Here is a 4316-nt window from a genome sequence, read left to right on the forward strand (position 1 = left end):
GTGTGAGAAGCTTCTGTTTCAGGCGCAGTGATCGGGCGGTCGGGGCAGCGAAGATCGAACGCAGGAGTGGTAGTGGTTGGACTGAATGCAGACGCGGTCCGAGGACCGTTGCGACGTGCTGTCGCGACTGCGCAGAACGGTCTCGAAGTCATTCGGTTGGGTGGTCTCGAAACCGAGGTCGACCCGTCGCCGTTCCGAATCGTCGACCGTGAACCGATGTATCGGCTGCGGCGATATTTCCCGGACGTCGCCGAGAACGAGTCGCGCCCCCCTGTCGTACTGGTTCCGCCGATGATGGTGTCGGCGGACGTATACGACGTCACCACCGAGAACGGCGCTGCAGGAATCCTGCACGGCATGGGTCTCGATCCGTGGGTCATCGATTTCGGATCACCCGATACCGAGGAGGGCGGCTGGAGCCGCACTCTCGCAGATCATGTCGTGGCCATCAGCGAGGTGGTCGACAAGGTGCACGAATACACCGGGCGCGACGTCCACCTCGGCGGATACTCGCAGGGCGGTATGTTCTGCTACCAAGCGGCGGCGTACCGCGGTGGGCGAAACCTGGCCAGCCTGATCACGTTCGGTGCTCCGGTCGACACTCTCGCCGCGCTCCCTCTCGGCATTCCCGCGGGTGTGGCGACGCGGGGTGCCGAGTTCCTCGCCGACCACGTGTTCACCCGCCTGGCGGTATCGGGATGGATGGCGCGCACCGGCTTTCAGCTGCTCGACCCAGCCAAGACCGTGCGGTCCCGGCTCGAGTTCCTTCGTCAACTGCACGATAGAGAAGCTCTGCTGCCGCGCGAGCCGCAGCGACGTTTTCTCGCACTTGACGGCTGGGTCGCCTGGTCGGGGCCCGCCGTTGCAGAGTTACTCAAGCAATTCGTCGTTCACAACCGGATGATGACCGGTGGCTTCGTTATCAAGGATCGACTGCTCACCCTGTCCGACCTGACGGTGCCCGTCCTGGCGTTCGTCGGTGAGGTGGACGATATCGGGCAGCCGCTGGCCGTGCGTGGCATTCGGCGAGCTGCGCCGCGAGCCGAAATCTATGAAAGTACGCTGCGGGCAGGGCATTTCGGTCTGGTCGTGGGGAGTACCGCAGCGTCTCAGACATGGCCGACGACGGGGGAGTGGATCCGTTGGCGCGAGGGCGTCGGTGAACAACCTGCAGGCGCGCACGAGATGACGTACGACGAGCATCCCGACACCGAGAGTGGCGTGTCGATCAGCAACAGGTTGATTCATACCGCAGCGTCGATTGCCGAGGTGGGTGTCGGCGTCGGGCGCGGCTTGGCCGCCGCGGCCACCGGTGCAGTCCGGGGCACACGCGAGATGTCCACCGAAGCAGTGAGAACGTTGCCGCGGCTCGCCCGCCTCGGGCAGATGCAACCGCACTCGAAGGTGTCGCTCGGGCGTCTACTCGCCGAGCAGGGACGCAGATCGCCAGCGGGGGAGTGCTTCCTGTTCGACGACCGTGTGCACACCTATCAGGCGGTCAACGTACGAATCGACAACGTCGTCAAAGGACTGATCGTCTCCGGCGTTCGTCCTTCCGCGCGCATCGGCGTGCTGATGGAGACCCGTCCCAGTGCGCTTGCTGCCATCGCAGCCCTCTCGCGCATCGGCGCGGTTGCGGTTCTGCTCCCTCCCGGCGGCGACCTCGAGAGTGCGCTGCGGACCGTCGACGTCGATACCGTCGTCACCGATCCGGAAAATCTGAAGTCTGCGACGACCCTCGTGGTCAACGTGCTCGTACTGGGCGGTGGCGAGAGCAGGTCTCTGGACGTACCGACTGGGGCGGACGTCATCGACCTCGAGGCGATCGACCCCGACACGGTTCGACTCCCCGCCTGGTACGAAGCCGATCCGGGCCGTGCCCGCGACCTCGCGCTGGTGTTGTTCACAGCGACCGACCGTGGTCTGGAGCCGCGGTTCGTCACCAATCACCGTTGGGCGCTGTCGGCGTTCGGTACGGCCACAGCGGCTGCGCTCGGAGCCGGCGACACCGTCTATTGCCTTGCACCGCTGCATCATTCGGCCGGACTGCTGGTCAGTGTCGGCGGCGCACTCGCAGGTGGGTCACGAATCGCATTGTCGCGCGGCCTCGACCCGGAACGCTTCTCGGGTGAGGTATCCAGATACGGCGTGACGGTCATCAGCTACACCTGGGCCATGATGCAGGGCATTCTGGACGACGAGCACCTCGACCTCGGCCGAAACCACCCCGTGAGGTTGTTCATCGGTTCGGGCATGCCGGTCGGTCTGTGGAAACGCACTCTCGAACGGTTCAAGCCCGCCCGGGTGCTCGAGTTCTATGCGTCCACAGAGAACGATGTCATCTTGGCGAACGTCGGCGGTAGCAAGATCGGCTCCAAGGGGCGTCCGCTGCCCGGCAGCGCGCGGGTGGCGCTTGCCGCCTACGACCCGATCTCCGGTCGTCTGGAAGAGGACGACAACGGCTTTGTCCGAATGTGTCGCGACGAAGAGGTCGGGCTGCTGCTGGGTCGTCCGAGCAGCGAGGGCGAAGTCACGAGCCCACTGATGCGCGGTGTGTTCGAGCCCGGCGACTCGTGGGTACCCACCGAGAACTTGTTCCGGCGTGATGCGGACGGCGACTACTGGCTTGTCGACCGTAAGGACACCGTGGTCAAGACGGCCCGCGGGCCTGTGTTCACGCAGCCGATCATCGATGCGTTCGGAGACGTACCGGATGTCGAGTCCGTGGTCGTCTACGGCGTCGATCTCGGTGGGGAGCCGGGTGCGCAGCGGCGGCTCGACCACGCCGACGAGGTCGCAGTGTGCGGAATCGCGGTACGCGGCGACGGGAGCTTGCCGGTCCGGACGATCATGGACGCTGTCGCGGTGTTGCTTCCGAGTCAACGTCCCGACATCGTGCACGTCGTCGACCGTATTCCGCTGGGTCGCGCATACCGTCCACGTGCTTCCGATCTACAGAAGCGCGGAATCCCGACGCCGAGTGCGAGGGCATGGTTTTTCGACGCCGCGTCGGGGACCTACCGGCGATTGACGAAAGCCGTTGCGGCCGAGCGCTTCGCGTCTGACGGCGGCGGCGGGCGCCGGTAGTCGCGGCGTCGATCGCAACGATCGGATAGGTTTGGGTCGCCGAAGGGCTTCCCCGGCGTACGGTCCGGAGAACGACGAAGAAGAGGATTGCAGTGGCACTTGATCGGACACTTCTCGACATCCTGGCGTGCCCTGTGGACAAGGGGCCACTGCTGTTGGTGGAGGACGAGTTGCTATACAACCCGCGTCTGCGTCGCGCGTACCCGATCGAGAACGGCATCCCCGTTCTGCTCGTCGACGACGCACGCGATGTCGACGATGCCGAGCACGAGTCGATCCTCGGGCGCGCGCAGAACAGCTGAGCAATCCACGGGATGGCATTCGACCTCAGTTGCGCTCCACCCGACGCGGCGGCGCAGTTGCTCGGCTCGCACTTCCGCGCGGGGAAAGTGTGTCTGCGAATCGTCGAAGTCGAGGCGTACGGAGGGCCGGAAGGCGGGCCGTGGCCCGATTCGGCGGCGCATTCCTACCGCGGACCGACACCACGAAACTCGGTCATGTTCGGGCCGGCCGGTCGGTTGTACGTGTATCTGAGCTACGGCATGCACCTGTGTATGAATGTCTCCTGTGGCCCCGACGGCGAAGCCGCCGCCGTACTGCTCCGCGCGGGGGAAGTAGTCGACGGTCACGACATTGTCCGGTCGAGACGAAGCCCCAGTGCGCGCGAGCACCTGCTCGCCAGTGGGCCCGGCAACCTCGGCCAGGCCCTCGGGATAACTATCGCCGACAACGGCACCAACCTGTTGGACGGGTCCTCAGCCTTGTCATTGACTCGGATGGTTTCGCCGCCCGCTTCCCGGATCGTGTCGGGGCCACGGGTAGGGGTCAGCACTGCCGCCGACCGACCATGGCGTTTCTGGCTCAGCGACAGTGAGTCGGTGTCGACGTATCGGCGTAGCCCACGCGCTCCCGCACCGGACCAAGTACAGGGCTGACGCTCTCCCGCTTCGGTCGATGCGGGAGAATCGCTCTCCGTGAGCGAGAACATCATCGACGAACTGACCTGGCGCGGATTGATTGCGCAGTCCACCGACCTGGACGAGATGAGGAAGGCCACGTCGGGTGGTCCGATCACTCTTTATGCCGGTTTCGACCCGACAGGCCCGAGCCTTCACGCTGGTCACCTCGTTCCGTTGCTGGCTCTTCGTCGGTTCCAAAGGGCCGGACATCGACCCATCGTGATGGCAGGCGGGGCGACGGGCATGATCGGCGATCCGCGGGATGTCGGC

Annotated in this window: 3 protein-coding genes and 1 pseudogene; all 4 read left to right on the plus strand. The window is 65.2% G+C overall.

The annotated features are described in order from the left end of the window. The first annotated feature begins 72 nt into the window (after positions 1 to 72). The gene (locus WBQ44_RS01265) at positions 73 to 3087 is read left to right on the plus strand and encodes an AMP-binding protein (RefSeq protein WP_495564924.1); all 3015 of its coding nucleotides are present in this window, start codon (positions 73 to 75) and stop codon (positions 3085 to 3087) included. Between the two features lie 92 nt (positions 3088 to 3179). Beyond that, positions 3180 to 3389, plus strand: coding sequence for a Trm112 family protein (locus tag WBQ44_RS01270; RefSeq protein ID WP_495564925.1), 210 nt, complete (start codon positions 3180 to 3182; stop codon positions 3387 to 3389). A gap of 12 nt (positions 3390 to 3401) precedes the next feature. Then, on the plus strand, positions 3402 to 4022 hold the full coding sequence (locus WBQ44_RS01275) for a DNA-3-methyladenine glycosylase (protein ID WP_495564926.1): 621 nt from the start codon (positions 3402 to 3404) through the stop codon (positions 4020 to 4022). Between the two features lie 39 nt (positions 4023 to 4061). Further along, positions 4062 to 4316 (plus strand): annotated as a pseudogene (locus tag WBQ44_RS01280) (tyrosine--tRNA ligase); the annotation flags it as partial.

Source organism: Rhodococcus sp. (in: high G+C Gram-positive bacteria) (assembly GCF_049591685.1).
GTDB lineage: Bacteria > Actinomycetota > Actinomycetes > Mycobacteriales > Mycobacteriaceae > Rhodococcoides.

What these genes read in the sequence shown, in the direction of transcription:
- WBQ44_RS01275 (WP_495564926.1), top strand. Translation starts at nt 3,402, where the DNA reads ATGGCATTCGACCTCAGTTGCGCTCCACCCGACGCGGCGGCGCAGTTG.